This window comes from Aureimonas flava (assembly GCF_003583935.1).
GTDB lineage: Bacteria > Pseudomonadota > Alphaproteobacteria > Rhizobiales > Rhizobiaceae > Aureimonas > Aureimonas flava.
Genome location: NZ_QYRN01000003.1, coordinates 410972 through 428308 on the forward strand (window position 1 = coordinate 410972; position 17337 = coordinate 428308).

The window sequence follows — 17337 nt, forward strand, 5'->3', positions numbered from 1 at the left end:
CGGCATGGCAAGGCTTGCGCGCTTCTCCCTCCCCTTCACGCGCATGCTGGCGGCCCTCCTCGTCGCCGCCGGCCTGTCTGCCCCCGCCCATGCCTTCGAGACCACGGCACACGCGGCGGTGCTGCTCGACTTCGACACCGACACGATCCTGTTCGAGAAGAATCCGGACGACGAAGTGCCGCCCGCCAGCCTGTCGAAGCTGATGACGCTGCTGGTGATCTTCGACGAGCTGAAGCGCGGCGCGATCCGCATGGACGAGACGTTCCCGGTTTCCGAACACGCCTGGCGGACCGGCGGCGCCGCGTCGGGCGGCTCCACCATGTTCCTGCCGCTGAACTCGCAGGTCAGCGTCGCCGACCTCATCAAGGGCATCGCCATCCAGTCCGGCAACGACGCGACGATCGTGGCCGCCGAGGGCATCGCCGGATCGGTGCCGGCCTTCGCCGAGATGATGAACCGGCGGGCGCAGGAACTGGGGCTGACCCATTCCCACTTCGTCAATCCGCACGGGCTGCCCGATCCCGCCCAGCGCGTCTCGGCGCGCGACCTCGTGACGCTCGCCGCCTACATCATCCGCACCTATCCCGAGCACTACCCCCTGTTCTCGGAGGAGGAATTCACCTTCAACGGCATCACCCAGCGCTCGCGCAACCCGCTCCTCAGCCTCGGCGCGGACGGGCTGAAGACCGGCCACACCAGCGAGGCCGGCTACGGTCTCGTGGCCTCCGCCAAGGACGACGGCGGACGGCGCATCGTCTTCGCGATGACGGGCATGAAGACCGTCGGCGAGCGGGCGACCCAGGCGCGGGCGCTGATGACGCTGGGCCTGCGCGGCTTCGAGAACGTCGTGATCCTGAAGAGCGACGAGACCGCCGGCGAGGTGCCGGTGAGCGGCGGCGTGGCGGCCAGCGTGCCGGTGCGCGCGGCCGGCGAGATCCGCTTCATCGAGCCGCGCGGCTCCGGTTCGCCCTACCAGACCGAGATCGTGCCGGTCGGCACCATCGAGGCGCCGGTGCCCGAGGGGCGACGCGTCGCGCAGATGCGCATCACCCGCGACGGCGCGGTGGTGCGCGAGGAGCCGCTCTACGCGGCCGCGGAGGTCGAGCGCGCCGGCCTCCTCCAGCGGATGCAGGAACAGGTGCTCGGCTACTTCCGCTGAGCGACCGGCCGGGCCGAGGCGCCCGGTTTCGGCCGATCCGGCTTGACGCAGCGCACAAGAGAGCGGATATAGGGGCGGTCATGCCGCGCTTGCGCTGCGCCCGCCTTGATCCCGCTTCGGGACACTGAGCCGAGCGCCACCGCCGTCCCCTTCCAAAGGGCCGGCCGCGGTCCGTGCCGTTCCGTTCCCGCGCAGGGACGTCCGGCCGATCTCCGGGACAGCCGTCCCGGCTTCACAGTCAAAGGCATTCCTTGACCCAGACGAATTTCCAGGCGCTCGGCCTTGCCGACGCGCTTCTGTCCGCTCTTGCAGCCATGGACATCACCACGCCGACGCCGATCCAGGCGCAGGCCATCCCGGCCGTGATGAAGGGGCGCGACGTCCTCGGCATCGCGCAGACCGGCACCGGCAAGACAGCCGCCTTCTCGCTTCCCATCCTCGACGCCCTGATCGCCAAGGGCGGCAAGTCCAAGCCCGGCGCGCCGCGCGTCCTGGTGCTGGCGCCGACGCGCGAGCTGGCGCTCCAGATCGCGGAGAACGTGAAGGGCTTCACCGCCGGCACCCCGATCCGCCACATGACGGTGTTCGGCGGCGTGTCGATCCGCCCGCAGATCGAGACCGCGCGCCGGGGCGTCGACATGGTCGTCGCCACGCCCGGCCGCCTGCTCGACCTCATCGACCAGAAGGCGATCACCCTGTCGGCGATCGAGCACCTCGTGCTCGACGAGGCCGACCGCATGCTCGACATGGGCTTCATCCGCGACATCAACCGCATCGTGAAGCTGGTGCCCGAGAAGCGGCAGTCGCTCCTGTTCTCGGCCACCATGCCGCAGAACATCGCCTCGCTGGCCGCCAAGATCCTGAAGGATCCGGTCCGCGTCGAGGTGACGCCAGAGGTGGTGACGGTCGAGAAGATCGACCAGAGCGTCTTCCTGGTGCCGCAGAAGGCGAAGAAGCACTGGCTGATCAAGTCCCTGCCGGGCTTCGACAAGACCGTGATCTTCACGCGCACCAAGCACGGCGCCAACCGCCTGTCCGAGGATCTCGGCAAGGCCGGCATCGCCGCGCTCGCCATCCACGGCAACAAGAGCCAGGGCGCGCGCCAGAAGGCGCTCGGCCAGTTCCATTCGGGTGAGCTGCGCGTGCTGGTGGCCACCGACATCGTGGCGCGCGGCATCCATGTCGACGACATCACCCATGTGGTGAACTTCGACCTGCCGGAGGAGCCGGAGAGCTACGTGCACCGCATCGGCCGCACGGCCCGCGCCGGCAAGTCTGGCGTCGCGGTGACGCTGTGCGATCCGTCCGAGCGCGCCAAGCTGCGCCAGGTCGAGAAGCTGACCGGCCTGCGCTTCGACGTGCAGACGTCGGAGTTCTCGGACGCCTCGGCCTTCGCCGACGAGCCCCGCGAGAGCCGCGGTCCCCGTCAGCCCCGGGGCGGTCGCCCGGCCGGCAACAAGCCGCAGCGCTCGGAGAACGGCCAGCGCCACCAGCCGCGCGGCGCCAAGCCCGGCGAGCGTCGCGGCGTCCCGGGCAACGCAGCGCCGGCGGGCGGCGCGCCGCGCAGCGGCGAGGAGCGCGCGGCCCGGCCGAACGGCCAGCGGCGGCGCTCGCGCCGGGGCGGCGGCGCCCCCCGGTCGGCGACGGCCTGATCTCCCATCGAAGCGAAGGGCGCCCCAGGGCGCCCTTTTCGTTTCGGCCGGTTGCCCATCGGGGCGGCGTTCGCCATATGCCGGGGGCTGGACCGAGCACGAGGAGACTGGACGCATGGCCGAGACCGTCAGGGTCGACATTCCGCACAAGCTGTCGCGCGACGCCGCTCGCCAGCGCATCGCGGACGGGTTCGGGCGCATCCGTTCGGAGGCCACCGGCGGCATGCTGAAGTTCGAGGACCAGTGGACCGGCGACCATCTCGACTTCCGCGCGCGGATGATGGGCCAGTCGATCGTCGGGCGCCTCGACATCCTGGACGACCACGTCCATGTCGAGCTCGACCTTCCGGGCTTCCTCGCCTCGATCGCCGGCAAGCTCACCGGCAAGATCCAGAAGGAAGGGCAGGTCCTGCTCGAGAACAAGCCGGCCTGAGGCGGGGCGTCTCGCCCTCAGGGATCGGGCGTGGCGATGCTGCGCAGCGTCGCCTTTTCGGCTGTGACCGAGCCGCCGGACGTGCCGCCCTCGATCGCCTGCACCGTTCCAAGGCCCGGCACGACCGAGCCGACCTTGACCCGCATCAGCTCCTGGCGCGTCGCCAGCAGCGCCTCGTCCTGGAAGATCATCACGATCTGGTAGTCCGAGGGCGTCGGCGTGTGGTCGCGCACGATGGTGGGTGCCGGCATCGCGTCCGCATGCGCCGCCTCGCCCACCGAACCCGTCTCGATCGGGTCCAGCTTGGGCGACATGCGCGCGAGCGCCGCCTGCTGGAAATAGTCCGGCGTCTCGAGGGACACCGCGTAGGACCACGAGAAGAAGCCGGCGGAGGCCACGGCGAGCGTCACCGACGACAGCGCGATCACCCAATCCGTCGCCGACCAGTCGCGGTCCACGTGCTTCAGGAACGTGCGCGCGGACAGCGGTTTGCGGGCGAGCGAGAAATCGGGCGGCGTGGGTGCGATCCGGGACATCGCTGGGCTCCTTGCGTGGAGCTTGCAGCATGGCGGGGCGCCGTTAACGAAGATATGAGGCCGCGTTTTGCCCGCGAGCGACGTTCCGGTAGGGTTAGGAAACGGTAAAGCGGAGCATCACATGCGGGCGGATCGGCGAGGAGCGGCACGACGGACCACGCGACTGCGGCCCGGCAAGCTGCTGGGCGCGGCCGACGGCTTCCTGTGCGACTGCGCCGTGGTGGACCGCTCGGCCCGCGGGGCGCGCATCCGCGCCTTCGCTCCGGTGGACCGCGTGCTGCCCGAGGTTCTGACGCTCTACGACGAGGCGGAGACGCGCCGCTGGACGGCCCGCATCGTCTGGGCGCGCGGTGCGGAGCTGGGTCTTGCCATCGAGGCGGGCGGCGAGCGTGTGTCGGACGCGGAGCGCCATCGGATCGCCGGCCTCTTCTACGCCGTCTGACGCGGCGGGCACCTCGCTCGCCCCTTCCCCCGCTTCCTGCTCGGTTCCCAAACGAAGGCCCGCCCCGATCGCTCGGGGCGGGCCTCGTCGTCGCGCCGGGATGCCGGCGGGCCGTTACTCGGCCGGCACCGCGTTGAGGGACACGCGCTCTTCGTCCAGAGGCGCGACCGCCTCGCCGGCCAGGACCGAACGCAGGCGGTCCTGATCGAGCTCGCCTTCCCAGCGCGCGACCACGAGCGTGGCCACCGCATTGCCGATGAAGTTGGTGATGGCGCGGCACTCGGACATGAACCGGTCGACGCCGAGGATCAGCGCCATGCCGGCGACGGGAACGGAGGGGACTACGGACAGGGTGGCGGCCAGGGTGATGAAGCCGGCGCCGGTGATGCCGGCTGCGCCCTTGGAGGACAGCATCGCCACGAGCAGCAGCAGGATCTGGTCGCCCCAGGACAGGTCGATGTTCGTCGCCTGGGCGATGAACAGGGCCGCCAACGTCATGTAGATGTTGGTGCCGTCGAGGTTGAACGAGTAGCCGGTCGGGATCACGAGGCCGACCACCGACTTCTTGGCGCCGGCGTTCTCCATCTTCTTCATCAGCGAGGGCAGAGCCGCCTCCGAGGACGAGGTGCCCAGGACGAGCAGCAGCTCCTCCTTGATGTAGCGCAGCAGCGAGAAGATCGAGAAGCCGTTGTAGCGGCAGACGGCGCCGAGCACGACCACGACGAACAGGAACGAGGTGAAGTAGAAGACGCCGATCAGATAGGCGAGGTTGGCCACCGAGCCGATGCCGTACTTGCCGATGGTGAAGGCCATGGCGCCGAAGGCGCCGATCGGGGCCGCCTTCATCAGGATGGCGACGAGCTTGAAGATCGGCGCCGTCAGCGCGTTGAAGAAGTCGGTGACGGGACGGCCCGCCTCGCCGATCATCGCCAGAGCGATGCCGAACAGGACGGCGATGAAGAGCACCTGCAGGATGTCGCCATCGGCGAAGGCACTGACCAGCGTCGCCGGGATGATGTTCATCAGGAAGCCGACGATCGACGAATCGTGCGCCTTCTGGGTGTAGGTCGCGACCGCCGCGCTATCGAGCGTGGCCGGATCGATGTTCATCCCGTGGCCGGGATGGGCGACGTTGGCAACGATGAGGCCGATGATGAGCGCCAGCGTCGAGAAGGTGAGGAAGTAGATCATCGCCTTGCCGACCACGCGGCCGACCTTGGCGAGATCGGTCATGCCGGCGATGCCGGTCACGACCGTCAGGAAGATCACCGGGGCGATGATCATCTTCACCAGCTTGATGAAGGCGTCGCCGAGCGGCTTCAGGCTCGCGCCGAACTCGGGGTAGAAATGCCCGAGCGTGATGCCGGCGACGATGGCCACCACGACCTGGAAATAGAGCTGGGCGTAGATGGGCTTCTTCTGCGCAGGCACGGACTGCGCGATCGGCATGGTTGCCATGGGTGCCTCCCCTGTCTTGTCATGTCCTTCTTCCCCGGCGCCCATCGATGGGTGGAGAAGCCTCGACGACAAGGGTAGCAACATGCGTGCCAACTCTATGCAGAGGTGGCATTCGCCCAGCGCAAAGCTCTCCAAGGCGCACTGCGTTCTATCAAGACGGGCAATTCGTGCGGATTTCCACTCGCCATTCATGGACGTTGTGCGATATTCCGCACGCGATGAACACGCCCTCCCCATCCCCCCAGCATCGACGGCTGTTCCGTCTCGCCGTGTCCGGCGGGCTGCTGGCGGTCGCCGTCATGACATGGCTGGCCGCCGGTGCCCTGGCCGACCGCGCCACGCTGGCGATCCTCGGCGAGCGGGCCGACACCTCGCTTCCGCTCGCCATGGCGGTGCTGCGCAGCGAGGTGGACAAGCAGCGGGTGGTTCCGGCCATCCTCTCAGAGGACCCGGACATCCGCGACATCCTCGCAGCGCCCTCCGGGGCCGGCACCGACCGGGTGAACCAGCGGCTCGAAGAGTTGCGCCGGACCACCGGGGCGACCGTCCTCTACCTTCTGAACGCGCAAGGGCTGGCCATCGCCGCCAGCAACTACGCCGAGCCGACGAGCTTCGTCGGCAGCGACTACGCCTTCCGGCCCTACTTCCGGAAGGCGATGGCGACCGGCGCCGGAGCGCAGTATGCCCTGGGCACCGTCAGCGGGCGCGCCGGCCTCTACCTCGCGCGTCGCGTCGACCTCGGCGGACGGGCGCTCGGCGTCGTGGTGCTCAAGGTCGAGTTCGGCGACATCGAGCGGGACTGGGCGGCGGGCGGCAACGTGGTGTTCGTGACGGGCGACCAGGGCATCGTGCTGGCCACTACGCAGGCCGACTGGCGCTACCGCGCGATGGAGCCCGTGCCGGCCGATCTCGCCGCGCGCATCCGCGACAGCCTGCAGTTCGGCGCCGCGCCGCTCACCCCGCTCGGCATCCAGCATCGGCGCGGAACCGTGGCGGCGACGAGGACGGACGACCGGCGACGCTTCGTGGCGGCCGAGGACCGCCTGGACGATCCCGTCCTCGACTGGACGCTCCACCTCTGGGTGCCGGCCGACGCGGCCCTCGCGCAGGCCCGCCTGTCCTATCGGCTCCAGGGCCTCGCGTCGCTGCTGCTCGTCAGCACCGCCGGGTTCCTCGTCGCGCGTCGGCGCCGCTACCTTCGCCGCCGGCAGGAGACCATGCGCGTGGCCGCGCTGGAACTGGAACGCCGCGTGGAGGAGCGGACGGCGGAGCTGCGCGAGGCGAACCGACGCCTGGTGGAGGAAAGCCGCACCCGGCAGGCCGCCGAGGAGCGTGTCGAGACCCTGCGGCGCAGCCTCGACCAGGCCAACCGTCTGGCGTCGCTCGGCCAGATCACGGCCGGCGTGGCGCACGAGATCAACCAGCCGGTCGCCGCGATCCGCACCTATGCCGAGAACGCCGTGCAGTTCCTCGAGCGCGGCGACGCGGACACCACCCGCCGGAACCTCGGCAACGTCGTCGGGCTGACCGAGCGCATCGGACGCATCACCGACACCTTGAAGGGCCACGCCCGGCGAGGGTCCAGCCGGCTGGAGCCGGTCAACCTCGCCGAGGCGGTGGACGGCGCGATCATGGTTCTTCAGGGTCGGCTCGACACGGCGGGTGTGCCCATCGCGCGCGATGCGGACCTTGCACGCTACGTGGTGATCGGCGAGCGCGTGCGGCTGGAGCAGGTGCTCGTCAACCTCCTGCAGAACGCGCTCGACGCCATGGACGACCGGACGGACGGTCGCATCTGGATCGAGACCGCCGCCCGCGGCGACACGGTGCGCCTCGCCGTGCGCGACAACGGGCCGGGCATCCCGCCCGAGCGGCTCGCGACGCTGTTCACGCCCTTTTCAACCTCCAAGCCGCGCGGCCTCGGCCTCGGCCTCGTGATCGTCAAGGACATCCTGTCCGAATGGGGCGGGACGCTCGGCGCCGAGAGCCGGCCCGGCGAGGGCGCCACCTTCACCGCCTGCCTGAGGATCGCCCGATCATGAGCGCCGCCGAGACCACCGTCGCCTTCGTGGACGACGACGCGGACCTGCGCGAGGCGGGGGCGCAGGCCCTGGCCCTCGCCGGCTGGACGCCCCTGCCCTTCGCCGACGCGCGCGCCGCGCTCGCCGCCCTGTCGCCGGAGTTTCCCGGCATCCTCGTCACCGACATCCGCATGCCGGGCATGGACGGGCTCGACCTCTTTCGCGCGGTGCGCCGGCTCGACCCGGACCTGCCGGTGATCCTGATCACCGGGCACGGCGACATCGCCATGGCGGTGGACGCCCTGCGCGAGGGCGCCTACGACTTCATCGCCAAGCCCTACGCCACCGACCGGCTGATGCAGAGCATCGGACGCGCCGCCGAGAAGCGCCGGCTGGTGATGGAGAACCGGCGGCTGCGGGCCCTGGCCGAGACGGGCGGCGACGACCTGCCGCTGATCGGCGAGAGCCCGGCGATGGAGCGCCTGCGCCGCACGCTGCGCCAGATCGCCGATGCCGACGTGGACGTCCTGGTGGAGGGCGAGACGGGCTCAGGCAAGGAAGTGGTGGCGAGCGCGCTGCACCACTGGAGCCGGCGCGCGGCCAAGCCCTTCGTGGCGCTGAACTGCGGTGCGCTGCCCGAGACGGTGATCGAGAGCGAACTCTTCGGCCACGAGGCCGGCGCCTTCACCGGGGCGGCGAAGCGCCGCGTCGGGCGCATCGAGCATTCCAGCGGCGGAACGCTGTTCCTGGACGAGATCGAGTCCATGCCCGCCGCACTCCAGGTGAAGCTTCTGCGGGTGCTGGAGACCCGCGAGGTCGAGCCGCTGGGCACCAACGAGCGGCGGGCGCTGGACCTTCGCGTGGTCGCCGCCGCCAAGGTGGACCTCGGCTCCGCGGAGGCACGCGCCTACTTCCGCGAGGACCTGTTCTACCGCCTCAACGTGGTGACGGTGCGCATTCCGCCGTTGCGCGAGCGCGGCTCCGACATCGCCCTCCTGTTCTCGCACTTCCTGCGCCGCGCCGCCGAGCGGTTCCGACGCGAGCCGCCGAGCCTGTCGCCGGCGCTGCTCCAGCGGCTCGCCTCGCATTCCTGGCCCGGCAACGTGCGCGAACTGGCTCACCACGCCGAACGCGTCGCGCTCGGCCTCGATCCCGACGAGGGAGCGGCATCGACGCCCTCGCCGACGCCGACCCTGCCGGAGCGCGTCGATCGGTTCGAGGCGGAGACGATCCGGCAGGTGCTGGCGGAGAACGGCGGCGACGTTCGGCGCACGGTGGAGGCGCTCGGCATCCCCCGCAAGACCTTCTACGACAAGCTCCAGCGCCACGGCATCAGCCGCCGCGACTTCGCGGAGGGCTGAGGGGTCAGGCGGCCTGCCGCAGCGTGTCGATGACGCGGTCCAGGCGTTCGCGCCCGGCATCGGTCAGCAGGCCGCGCCCACCCTCCGGGTCCAAGAGCCCGGCCTCCTCCATCTCGCGCACCCCCTCGGCATCGGCCTTGTGCCCCTTGCCGTCGTCCAGGACGACGCGCGTCACCGTTTCGCCGCTCACCAGCGAGTGGTAGGCGGCGAAGACCAGGATCGAGAGGGCGCCGTCGGACAGGTTCGTCTGGCTCATCGTGGGGACTCCTTTTCGGGTTTACGCACGGCCGACCAACACGTTCGCGGCGCTTCGGCTCCCCCCTTGCGGCGAAGTTTCACATGCGTGCGCACGGAGGCGGTCGCATGCCTCGACAAGGCCCATCTGTCCGCCTACTTCGAGCCTCGAAAAGTGCAGGACGTCGAGAATGAGCATACCCGTAGACCCCGAACTCAGCGCCCTGATCCGTGAAGTCGTCGAAGCCAAACTCCTCAAGGCGGGGTCGGAGGAGATCCGGGTCGCGCAGCATGTCGCGGCCCATGGCCTGGGCGCATTGAACCCGTCCGAGCGCGACGTCTTCGAGCGCCGGGTCCTGCCGATCCTGTCCAAGCCCATCCGCGAGCAGCTCGCGATCGCCTCGATCGTCCAGCGCGGCGGCTACGTGCCGCGCAAGATCGTCTTCTGACCGGCGGCCCGGCCCATCGGCCGGCCGGCCGGGCTCAGCTCCCGGCTTCGCTTTCGATGAAGCGGTCGATGCCGCCCGAGCGGCCGACGCCCGTCAGGTAGTAGAGGACCACGATCGCCACGAAGAGGCCGATCGCGATGATCGGCGCCGTCCACTCGCCCTGGCCGATCCGCACCACGATCAGCCCGGCGCAGACGAGCGCGCCGAGCGCCGGCACGAAGGTGGGCACCTCGAAGCGGCCCTTCGCCTCGCCCGGCCGCCGCTGGAGCAAGAGCAGCGCGATGTTGACCACGGTGAACACGATCAGCAGCAGCAGAACGGTGGAGGCGGCGAGCGCCCCGATGTCGCCGACCAGCGACAGGAGCACGACGATCGCGAGCAGCACGCCGATCGCGACATAGGGCGTGTGGCGCGTCCGGTGCACGCGGCCGAGCGCCTCCGGCATCAAGCCCTGGCGCGACATGCCGTAGAGAAGGCGCGAGGCCATGACGTAGTTGACCAGCGCCGTGTTGGCGACGGCGAAGATGGTGATGCCGGCATAGAGGCTGGTCGGGAACCAGGGAGCGGCGCGTTCCACCACCAGCGTCAGCGGCCCGGCCGCTTCGGCGAGCTCGCGCCAGGGCACCACGGACACGGCGGTGATCGCGATGGCGATGTAGATCACCGTCGCCATCAGCATGGCCGAGATCATCGCGATCGGCATGGTGCGCTCGGGGTTCTTCACCTCCTCCGAGACGTTGAGCATGTCCTCGAAGCCGATGAAGGAGAAGAAGGTGAGCACCGCTCCCTGCGCGACCAGCAGCATCACCGAGCCTTCCACCGCACCCTCACCGGGGGCCGGAAACTCCAGGAGGTCGGCGCTGCCCCAGTAGGACACGCCGACGGCGATCACGAGCAGCAGGCCGAAGGCCTCGACCACCGTGCAGACGGCGTTGAGCCACAGCGACTCGGTGATGCCTCGGAACAGGATGCCGGCCAGGATCACCAGGAAGCCGATGGCGAGCACGCTCTGCGGCGCGTCGATGCCGGTGACGCTGGCGAAGTTGCGCGCCACGACGTTGCTCTGCGTGGCGATCGAGGTGAGGCCGGAGCAGACCACCGCAAGTCCCACCGTGTAGGACAGGAGCGGATAGCGGTAGGCGCGCTGCGTGACGTAGGCCGCACCACCGGCCCGCGGGTAGCGCGAGGCGATGGAGGCGTAGGACAGGCCGGTCAGCAGCGCCGCCACCATGGACACCATGAAGGCGACCCAGACCGCGCTGCCGAGCTCGCTCGCGGCCTCGCCGATCAGCCCGTAGATGCCGGCTCCCAGCATGGACCCGAGGCCCAGCAGCGTCACCTGGAACAGCCCGACCGATCGCTTGAGCCCCGTGCCCTGTCCCGTCTCCGTCGCCATGAGGCCCCTCGCGCGCTTCCCGGCGGATCCATGCCCACCGCCAGAATAGATAGCCCGCCAAAGGAATAAGGCGACGAGACGGGGGCGAAAACCGGCCGGAAATCAGGCGACGGGCCGGCGGACCTCCCCGAGCCTTGCCGGCATCTCGTCCAGACGGTCGAGCACCAGGTCGGCGCCGAGCGCCTCAATCCCCGTGGCGGTATAGCCGCCGCGCATCGCGACCACGGCCATCCCGGCGGCCTGGGCGGCCTCCACGTCGTTCTCGGAGTCGCCCACGAAGAGCGCCTCGCCGGGCTCGATGCCGAGCTGCCGGCAGGCGTGGATCAGAAGGTCGGGCGCGGGCTTCTTGCGCGGGCCGGCGTCGCCGCCCACCACCACCGCCATCCGGTCGGCCAGGCCGAAATGGGCGAGGATGTCGGCCGTCTCGGCGGCCGGCTTGTTGGTGACGACCCCGAGCGCGATGTTCCGCTCGGCCAGCAGGCGCACGGCATCCGTCGCGCCGGCGTTCAGGGTGGTGAGTTCGGTGGCGCGGGCGGAGTAGATCGCAAGGTAGCGTTCGGCGATCTTGTCTCGCGTGGCGACGTCGATCTCCTTGCCGAGCCCCTCGTAGGCGCGCCCGATCAGCACCTGCACACCCTGCCCCACCATGCGCCCCACGGCCTCGATGGTGAAGGGCGGCTCGCCGAGGCTCTCCATCGTCTGGTTCAGCGCGGCGTGGATGTCGGGCAGCGAATCCACCAGCGTCCCGTCGAGGTCGAACAGGACGGCGCGCGGCCAGGAAGGGGTCTCGCTCATGCGGGTGTCCTTTCGTCGTCGGCCGGCGGCTCCAGCACCGCCAGCGTGATCCAGCGCGCGACCAGCGCCGGCTTCGGGGCGCCCTCGATCTCCACCGCGGCGTCCCAGGTCGACTGAAGGCTCACCGCGCGCTCCTTGAGCGCGACGAGCCGGAAGCTGCCGCGCACCCGCGCGCCGCTCTTGACCGGGGTCAGGAAGCGCACCTCGTCGAAGCCGTAGTTCACGCCCATGCGGGTGCGCTCGGCGCCCGGCATCGCGTCGTAGGCGAGCGTGGACAGCAGCGAAAGCGAGAGGAACCCATGCGCGATGGTGCCGCCGAACGGCGTTTCCGCCATGGCGCGCTCGGGGTCGACATGGATGAACTGGTGGTCGTTGGTGGCGTCGGCGAAACGGTCGATCATGCTCTGGTCGACGCGCAGCCAGTCGGACACGAAGGCCTGCCCGTCGAGATAGGACCGGTAGGTCTCCAGCGGCACCAGGCGCCGTCGCAGCGCGTCCTCGTCGTCCAGGGCCAAGCGATCCAACCTCGTCGATGCGTTCGCGCCCGTCATAGTGGCCGCGCTGCGCCCCGCCAAGGGCCGCGACGGGGTTGCCGCGGCGGAGCGTGGCCTATGTGCAGGCATAGACGGCAACCAGGCAAGGACAAGTCCATGTGCGGCATCTGCGGTGAAATCCGCTTCGACGGCGGTTTCGCCTCCCCCGAGCGCATCGCGGCCATGGGGCAGTGCCTCAGCCCCCGCGGCCCGGACGGTGCCGGCATGGTGCTTCGCGGCCGGGTCGGCTTCGGCCACCGGCGGCTGAAGATCATCGACCTGTCGGAAAAGGCCGCGCAGCCGATGGAGGACCCGGACCTCGGGCTCACCCTCGCCTTCAACGGCTGCATCTACAACTATCCCGAGCTGCGCGAGGAGTTGCAGGGGCTCGGCTACCGCTTCTTCTCGCACGGCGACACGGAGGTCATCCTCAAGGCCTACCACGCCTGGGGCCGGGACTGCGTGACACGCTTCCACGGCATGTTCGCCTTCGCCATCCACGAGCGCCAGAGCGGGCGCGTGATGCTGGCGCGCGACCGGTTCGGCATCAAGCCGATGTACCTGTCGCAGACCGACGACCGGCTGCTCCTGGCCTCGTCCCTTCCTGCGCTGGTCGCGACCGGAGAGGTGGACACGGCGATCGATCCCGTCGCACTGCACCATTACATGACCTTCCATGCCGTGGTGCCGGCGCCGCTGACGATCCTGAAGGGCGTGCGCAAGCTGCCGCCCGCCACCACGCGGATGATCGAGCCCGACGGGCGCTTCGACGACCGGACCTTCTGGTCGCCGCCCTTCGGCGCGCAGGCCGGCGACGAGGCGCGCTCCCCGGCGGAATGGCGCGACATGGTGCTGGAGGCGCTGCGCCTGGCGGTGAAGCGGCGCATGGTGGCCGACGTGCCGGTGGGCGTGCTCCTGTCGGGCGGGGTGGACTCCTCCCTGATCGTCGGTCTCCTGGCCGAGGCCGGGCAGACGGGCCTCTCCACCTTCTCCATCGGCTTCGAGGACGCCAATGGCGAGGTCGGCAACGAGTTCGAGTATTCCGACCTCATCGCCCGGCACTACGACACGCGCCACCACAAGATCTTCGTGCCGGGCCACGAGCTGCTGGACGAGCTGCCGGGCGCCATCCGCGCCATGTCCGAACCCATGGTCTCCTACGACAATATCGGCTTCTACCTCCTGTCGCGCGAGGTCTCCAAGCACATCAAGGTCGTCCAGTCCGGCCAGGGCGCCGACGAAATCTTCGCCGGCTACCACTGGTATCCGCCGATGGCCGACGCGGCCGACCCGGTGGCGACCTATCGCGGGGCCTTCTTCGACCGCAGCCACGAGACGCTGGCCGGCCAGCTTCGGCCGCGCTGGCACGCCGGTCGCGACGCGAGCGGCGACTTCGTGCGCGACCACTTCGCGATGCCCGGCGCCGAGGACCCGGTGGCCAAGGCGCTGCGCATCGACAGCCAGGTCATGCTGGTGGACGATCCGGTCAAACGCGTCGACAACATGACCATGGCCTGGGGCCTGGAGGCGCGCGTCCCCTTCCTGGACCACGAGCTGGCGGAGCTGGCTGCGCGCGTGCCCTCGGCCGAGAAGCTGAAGGGCGGCGGCAAGGGCGTTCTCAAGGACGTCGCCCGCCTCGTGATCCCGCACGAGGTGATCGACCGCAAGAAGGGCTACTTCCCGGTTCCGCAGCTGAAGTACCTCGCCGGCCCGACGCTCGACATGGTGCGCGACGCGATGGGCTCGGCCAAGGCGCGCGAGCGCGGCCTGTTCGAGCCGCGGTGGCTCGACGCCCTGTTCGCCGACCCGGCCTCGCACATCACGCCGCTCCAGGGCTCGGAACTCTGGCAGGCGGCGCTTCTGGAACTCTGGCTGCAGGAGCAGGGCCTATGAGCGAGCCCACCCCCAACGCCGTGGTGGACTGCGGCTGGGGCCGCCTGGTCTTCGCCGAGACCTTCGCGGACCCGGCGGAGCTCGCGCGCTTCCTGGAGGAGGAAGGGCCGGACCGGCGCGACATCGCCTTCCACGTCAGCGACCCGCACGTGCTGCTGGCCCAGGCGCCGCAGGACCTCTTCCTCGATCCGTCCCACACCTACCGGCTCGACCTCACGGCCCTCGCCCCGGCCGAGCGGCCGCCGGCCGGCTTCACCGTACGCAAGGTCGCGGCGGCCGGCGACACCAGCGCCATCAACCGGATCTATCGCGCGCGCAACATGGTGCCGGTGGACCCGGACTTCCTGTGGCGCCACCGCAAGGATCCGGTGCTCACCTATCTCGTGGCCGAGGACGAGGGCAGCGGCGCGATCCTCGGCACCGTGACCGGGGTGCATCACGTCCATGCCTTCGCCGACCCGGACGCCGGCTCCTCGCTCTGGTGCCTCGCGATCGACCCGCAGGCCGCCCCGCCCGGCATCGGCGAGGCCCTGGTGCGCGCTCTCGCGGAGCATTTCCACGACGCCGGCTGTGCCACGATGGACCTGTCGGTGATGCACGACAACGAGCCGGCCATCGCGCTCTACGACCGGCTCGGCTTCGAGCGCCTGCCGATGTTCGCGGTGAAGCGCCGCAACTCCATCAACGAGCGGCTGTTCACCGGCAGCGCCGCGGTGGAGGAGGCGCTGAACCCCTATGCGCGCATCATCATCGACGAGGCGCGCCGACGCGGCATCCACGTCGAGATCCTGGACGCGCAGGGCGGCTTCTTCCGTCTGACCTACGGCGGGCGCACGCTGCGCTGCCGCGAGAGCCTGTCCGAACTCACGTCGGCCGTCGCGCTGTCGATCTGCGACGACAAGAGCGTCACCCGGCGCCTCGTGGAGGATGCGGGCGTCGAGGTGCCGGAGCAGATCGTCGCCGACGAGGACGAGGGAGCGATCGCGGCCTTCCTCGCCCGTCACGGCTCCGTCGTGGTGAAGCCCGCGCGCGGCGAACAGGGGCGCGGCATCGCGGTCGGCCTCGACACGGCGGAGGCGGTGGCCACGGCGGTAGAGACGGCGCGTCGCGAATGCGAGCGCGTCCTGATCGAGTCCTGCTTTGAGGGCGACGACCTGCGCCTCGTGGTGATCGACTTCCGGCTCGTGGCGGCCGCGATCCGCCGCCCGCCCGCGATCGTCGGCGACGGGCGCGCCACCGCGCGCGAGCTGATCGAGCGCCTGTCGCGTCGGCGCGCGGCGGCCACCGGAGGCGAGTCGCGCGTGCCCCTGGACGGGGAAACCGAGCGCACCCTTCGCGCGGCCGGCTTCGGCTGGGACGACGCCATTCCCGAAGGCACGAGCGTCACCGTGCGCCGGACCGCCAACCTGCACACCGGCGGCACGATCCACGACGTGACCGGCATCGTGCATCCGCGCCTCGTCGAGGCGGCCGTCGCGGCCGCGCGGGCGATCGACATTCCGGTCTGCGGCATCGACTTCATGGTCAAGGACGCGCGCGAGCCGGACTACGTCTTCATCGAAGCCAACGAGCGGCCGGGCCTTGCGAACCATGAGCCGCAGCCGACGGCGGAGCGGTTCGTGGACCTTCTCTTCCCGCTTTCCATTCCCGCCTCGGTGCGCACCCTGCGCGCCAAGCGTCGCATTGCCGGCTGACAGGATTCATGGCCCGCCACACGATCGACACGACCTATCTCCTCGCGCAGCTCCATGCCCTTCTCCATATCCCGAGCCCCACCGGCTATACGGATTCGGTGGTCCGCTACGTCAGCGAAGAGCTCCAGCGGCTCGGCCTGGAGGTGGAGCTGACGCGGCGCGGGGCGATCCGCGCCGTGCGGCAGGGCAGCCGCCGCGCCGCGGCCCGTGCCATCGTCAGCCACGTCGACACGCTGGGCGCCCAGGTGAAGGCGGTCAAGGACAACGGCCGGCTGGAACTCGTGCCGATCGGCCACTGGTCCGCGCGCTTCGCCGAAGGCGCGCGCGCCACCATCCTGGCGGGAGACAGGACCGCCCGGGGCACGATCCTGCCACTCAAGGCGTCCGGCCACACGTTCAACGAGGAGGTCGACACGGCGCCCGTCGGGTGGTCGCATGTCGAGTTGCGCATCGACGAACACACGCGCAGCCGCGACGACACGTTGAAGCTCGGCATCGACGTCGGCGACACGGTGGCGATCGACCCACAACCGGAATTTCTCGACAACGGCTTCATCGTCTCGCGTCACCTGGACGACAAGGCGGGCGTCGCCGTGATGCTCGCCTCCATCGAGGCGCTGGAGCGGGAGCGGTCGGCGACGCCGGTGGACACGCACTGGCTGTTCACCATCGCCGAGGAGGTCGGGGTCGGCGCCGCCTCCATCCTGACGCCGGAGGTCGCCTCCATGGTGGCGGTGGACAACGGCACCTCGGCGCCCGGCCAGAACTCGGCCGAGTTCGGCGTGACCATCGCCATGGCGGACCAGACGGGGCCCTTCGACTACCACCTGACGCACAAGCTCGTTCGGCTCTGCCGCGACGAGGACATCCGGTTCCAGAAGGACGTGTTCCGCTACTATCGCTCGGATTCGGCCTCGGCCGTGGTGGCCGGGCACGACGTGCGCACGGCGCTCGTCACCTTCGGCGTCGACGCCTCCCACGGCTGGGAGCGGATCCACGTGCACGCGCTGCGCTCGCTGGCCGAGCTGCTGACCGCCTACGCGGTGTCGCCGCTCGAGATCGAGCGCGACATGAAGCAGAGCGGCGGGCTCGAAGGCTTCACCCGGCAGCCGGCGGCGGACGCCGGTCTCGGTTTCGACGACGAGGGCTAGCCTCCGAAACGCGTCGCCCGCCGCGCCGCTTCGGGGCGGCGGGCGGGCGGCGGTCGGTCTCGTGCCGCCGGCGTCGGGGCCGGCGCGCCGTGCGGCTCAGAACTCTTCCCAGCTGTCGTCGGCCGGTGCC

General features: G+C 70.3%; 16 protein-coding genes. 10 read left to right on the top strand and 6 right to left on the bottom strand.

The window, feature by feature from the left end:
* The first annotated feature begins 4 nt into the window (after positions 1-4).
* The 3 genes from D3218_RS07600 (at position 5) to D3218_RS07610 (ending at position 3244) form a co-directional block, all read left to right on the top strand.
* The gene (locus D3218_RS07600) at positions 5-1159 is read left to right on the top strand and encodes a D-alanyl-D-alanine carboxypeptidase family protein (RefSeq protein ID WP_245414957.1); all 1155 of its coding nucleotides are present in this window, start codon (positions 5-7) and stop codon (positions 1157-1159) included.
* A gap of 251 nt (positions 1160-1410) precedes the next feature.
* On the top strand, positions 1411-2811 hold the full coding sequence (locus tag D3218_RS07605) for a DEAD/DEAH box helicase (protein WP_119539285.1): 1401 nt from the start codon (positions 1411-1413) through the stop codon (positions 2809-2811).
* A gap of 115 nt (positions 2812-2926) precedes the next feature.
* Entirely contained in the window at positions 2927-3244 is a 318-nt protein-coding gene (locus D3218_RS07610) for a polyhydroxyalkanoic acid system family protein (protein WP_119539286.1), read from the top strand.
* Between the two features lie 17 nt (positions 3245-3261).
* On the opposite strand, the gene D3218_RS07615 is transcribed toward D3218_RS07610, so the two are convergent.
* Positions 3262-3780, bottom strand: a complete 519-nt coding sequence (locus D3218_RS07615) for a hypothetical protein (protein WP_119539287.1) — start codon at positions 3778-3780, stop codon at positions 3262-3264.
* Positions 3781-3901: 121 nt separating this feature from the next.
* On the opposite strand from D3218_RS07615, the gene D3218_RS07620 reads away from it, so the two are divergent.
* Positions 3902-4222 (top strand): hypothetical protein, encoded by a 321-nt coding sequence (locus tag D3218_RS07620; RefSeq protein WP_119539288.1) that lies wholly within the window; start codon positions 3902-3904, stop codon positions 4220-4222.
* Between the two features lie 114 nt (positions 4223-4336).
* On the opposite strand, the gene D3218_RS07625 is transcribed toward D3218_RS07620, so the two are convergent.
* Entirely contained in the window at positions 4337-5680 is a 1344-nt protein-coding gene (locus D3218_RS07625) for a dicarboxylate/amino acid:cation symporter (RefSeq protein WP_119539289.1), read from the bottom strand.
* 218 nt (positions 5681-5898) lie between these two features.
* Here D3218_RS07625 and D3218_RS07630 point away from each other — a divergent pair, with 218 nt between their 5' ends.
* Together D3218_RS07630 and D3218_RS07635 are read left to right on the top strand one after the other, a co-directional pair.
* Positions 5899-7722 (top strand): sensor histidine kinase, encoded by a 1824-nt coding sequence (locus D3218_RS07630; protein WP_168990440.1) that lies wholly within the window; start codon positions 5899-5901, stop codon positions 7720-7722.
* The gene (locus D3218_RS07635; RefSeq protein ID WP_119539291.1) at positions 7719-9062 is read left to right on the top strand and encodes a sigma-54-dependent transcriptional regulator; all 1344 of its coding nucleotides are present in this window, start codon (positions 7719-7721) and stop codon (positions 9060-9062) included. Before D3218_RS07630 ends, D3218_RS07635 begins: the two co-directional genes overlap by 4 nt.
* A gap of 4 nt (positions 9063-9066) precedes the next feature.
* Here D3218_RS07635 and D3218_RS07640 read toward each other — a convergent pair whose 3' ends face one another.
* Positions 9067-9318 carry a hypothetical protein gene (locus tag D3218_RS07640; RefSeq protein ID WP_119539292.1) on the bottom strand — a complete coding sequence of 84 codons (252 nt, stop codon included), beginning with the start codon at positions 9316-9318 and terminating at the stop codon, positions 9067-9069.
* 169 nt (positions 9319-9487) lie between these two features.
* Between D3218_RS07640 and D3218_RS07645 the strand changes: the two genes are divergently transcribed.
* Positions 9488-9745, top strand: a complete 258-nt coding sequence (locus D3218_RS07645; protein ID WP_119539293.1) for a hypothetical protein — start codon at positions 9488-9490, stop codon at positions 9743-9745.
* Between the two features lie 34 nt (positions 9746-9779).
* Here D3218_RS07645 and D3218_RS07650 read toward each other — a convergent pair whose 3' ends face one another.
* From D3218_RS07650 to D3218_RS07660, 3 genes are all read right to left on the bottom strand, one after another.
* The gene (locus D3218_RS07650; protein WP_119539294.1) at positions 9780-11141 is read right to left on the bottom strand and encodes an APC family permease; all 1362 of its coding nucleotides are present in this window, start codon (positions 11139-11141) and stop codon (positions 9780-9782) included.
* A gap of 102 nt (positions 11142-11243) precedes the next feature.
* Positions 11244-11936, bottom strand: a complete 693-nt coding sequence (gph, locus tag D3218_RS07655) for a phosphoglycolate phosphatase (RefSeq protein WP_119539295.1) — start codon at positions 11934-11936, stop codon at positions 11244-11246.
* Positions 11933-12451 carry a MaoC family dehydratase gene (locus D3218_RS07660; protein ID WP_425359295.1) on the bottom strand — a complete coding sequence of 173 codons (519 nt, stop codon included), beginning with the start codon at positions 12449-12451 and terminating at the stop codon, positions 11933-11935. The genes gph and D3218_RS07660 overlap by 4 nt, the downstream gene beginning before the upstream one ends.
* A gap of 135 nt (positions 12452-12586) precedes the next feature.
* Here D3218_RS07660 and D3218_RS07665 point away from each other — a divergent pair, with 135 nt between their 5' ends.
* Genes D3218_RS07665 through D3218_RS07675 form a run of 3 tightly spaced genes read left to right on the top strand, consistent with a single transcriptional unit; the run spans position 12587 to position 17207 of the window.
* A complete protein-coding gene (locus tag D3218_RS07665) occupies positions 12587-14362 on the top strand; it encodes an N-acetylglutaminylglutamine amidotransferase (protein WP_119539297.1) in 1776 nt (591 codons plus the stop codon).
* Positions 14359-16056, top strand: coding sequence for an N-acetylglutaminylglutamine synthetase (gene ngg / locus D3218_RS07670; RefSeq protein WP_119539298.1), 1698 nt, complete (start codon positions 14359-14361; stop codon positions 16054-16056). Before D3218_RS07665 ends, ngg begins: the two co-directional genes overlap by 4 nt.
* A gap of 8 nt (positions 16057-16064) precedes the next feature.
* Positions 16065-17207 carry an osmoprotectant NAGGN system M42 family peptidase gene (locus tag D3218_RS07675; RefSeq protein WP_119539299.1) on the top strand — a complete coding sequence of 381 codons (1143 nt, stop codon included), beginning with the start codon at positions 16065-16067 and terminating at the stop codon, positions 17205-17207.
* Positions 17208-17337 lie beyond the last annotated feature (130 nt).

Excerpts from the sequence above, each read along its gene's own strand:
- D3218_RS07600 (WP_245414957.1), top strand. The coding sequence starts at position 5 with ATGGCAAGGCTTGCGCGCTTCTCCCTCCCCTTCACGCGCATGCTGGCG.
- D3218_RS07610 (WP_119539286.1), top strand. The coding sequence starts at position 2,927 with ATGGCCGAGACCGTCAGGGTCGACATTCCGCACAAGCTGTCGCGCGAC.
- D3218_RS07615 (WP_119539287.1), bottom strand. The coding sequence starts at position 3,780 with ATGTCCCGGATCGCACCCACGCCGCCCGATTTCTCGCTCGCCCGCAAA.
- D3218_RS07620 (WP_119539288.1), top strand. The coding sequence starts at position 3,902 with ATGCGGGCGGATCGGCGAGGAGCGGCACGACGGACCACGCGACTGCGG.
- D3218_RS07625 (WP_119539289.1), bottom strand. The coding sequence starts at position 5,680 with ATGGCAACCATGCCGATCGCGCAGTCCGTGCCTGCGCAGAAGAAGCCC.
- D3218_RS07630 (WP_168990440.1), top strand. The coding sequence starts at position 5,899 with ATGAACACGCCCTCCCCATCCCCCCAGCATCGACGGCTGTTCCGTCTC.
- D3218_RS07635 (WP_119539291.1), top strand. The coding sequence starts at position 7,719 with ATGAGCGCCGCCGAGACCACCGTCGCCTTCGTGGACGACGACGCGGAC.
- D3218_RS07640 (WP_119539292.1), bottom strand. The coding sequence starts at position 9,318 with ATGAGCCAGACGAACCTGTCCGACGGCGCCCTCTCGATCCTGGTCTTC.
- D3218_RS07645 (WP_119539293.1), top strand. The coding sequence starts at position 9,488 with ATGAGCATACCCGTAGACCCCGAACTCAGCGCCCTGATCCGTGAAGTC.
- D3218_RS07650 (WP_119539294.1), bottom strand. The coding sequence starts at position 11,141 with ATGGCGACGGAGACGGGACAGGGCACGGGGCTCAAGCGATCGGTCGGG.
- gph (WP_119539295.1), bottom strand. The coding sequence starts at position 11,936 with ATGAGCGAGACCCCTTCCTGGCCGCGCGCCGTCCTGTTCGACCTCGAC.
- D3218_RS07665 (WP_119539297.1), top strand. The coding sequence starts at position 12,587 with ATGTGCGGCATCTGCGGTGAAATCCGCTTCGACGGCGGTTTCGCCTCC.
- ngg (WP_119539298.1), top strand. The coding sequence starts at position 14,359 with ATGAGCGAGCCCACCCCCAACGCCGTGGTGGACTGCGGCTGGGGCCGC.
- D3218_RS07675 (WP_119539299.1), top strand. The coding sequence starts at position 16,065 with ATGGCCCGCCACACGATCGACACGACCTATCTCCTCGCGCAGCTCCAT.